Source organism: Nguyenibacter vanlangensis, from assembly GCF_013376155.1.
GTDB classification, from domain to species: Bacteria; Pseudomonadota; Alphaproteobacteria; order Acetobacterales; family Acetobacteraceae; genus Gluconacetobacter; species Gluconacetobacter vanlangensis.
This window is the reverse complement of the sequence record NZ_JABXXP010000973.1, coordinates 1-854: the sequence shown is the minus strand read 5'-3', so window position 1 is coordinate 854 and position 854 is coordinate 1. Positions and strand designations below refer to the sequence as shown.

Below are 854 nucleotides of genomic sequence, written 5' to 3'. Positions count from 1 at the left end.
CTTTCACGGGCAGGCCGGAGCCCCAGGCGAACAGGAACGGGCCGTCGCCGGCGATGCCGGTATCGACCGCGCCCGCGCCGAGCGCCTGCAACAGGGGTGCCGCGGCCTCGAATTCGGTCCAGCGGATGCGATAGGGCAGGTCCCGGTCGACACCGGCCGCGTCCAGCAGCGCCTTCTGCTGTCCTTTCTGATCCGCGACGACGAGTTCGTCCCCGGCCCGGGCCGTCGCCAGGGGGCAGGACAGGCCGAAGAGAAAGGCCAAGGCGAGACGCCTCGCGGTCTGCAGCGGGAAAGGCAAGGACGTCACTCTTGTACCATGTTTCTGGCTCATATCATGTCTCGGGCCATGCCCCTGGCCATGTCTCCGGCCGATCTTGCCGCCGGCCGCTGTGCGATACAATTAAATCACGATAAAGTTTTGTATGAATTAAATTCACCTGACGTTGGTATGTAATTTATATAAATCTGTGTGGAACGTCGCCCTTTGCCGCGGAGCATTCGCCTATGTCGGAGACAATTATTCGGATTGGCACTCGAATTGGCACTCGAATTGGCACTCGAATTGGCACTCGGATCGGCACTCGGATCGGCATCCGGATCGGAACCCAGGGTCGGACAGTCGCGCGGCGCCTGCCGGGCATCCCGGTCCGCCTCTCCTTCAGGCGCTTCGCCTCGCCCGTTCTGCTGGTGGTGCTATGGCAGTTGGCGTGCGCGTCCGGCCTGCTTTCCACCCGGCTGGTCGCGTCGCCCGCTCAGATCGCGGCGACCGGCTGGTCGCTGATGCGGGACGGCACGCTGGCGGCCAACCTGTCGGTGTCGCTGATCCGCGCCGCCGGCGGGTTGGGGCTGGCGCT

General features: G+C 64.5%; 1 pseudogene. It reads right to left on the bottom strand.

The annotated features are described in order from the left end of the window. Positions 1 to 331 (bottom strand): annotated as a pseudogene (locus HUK84_RS20580) (hypothetical protein); the annotation flags it as partial. Positions 332 to 854 lie beyond the last annotated feature (523 nt).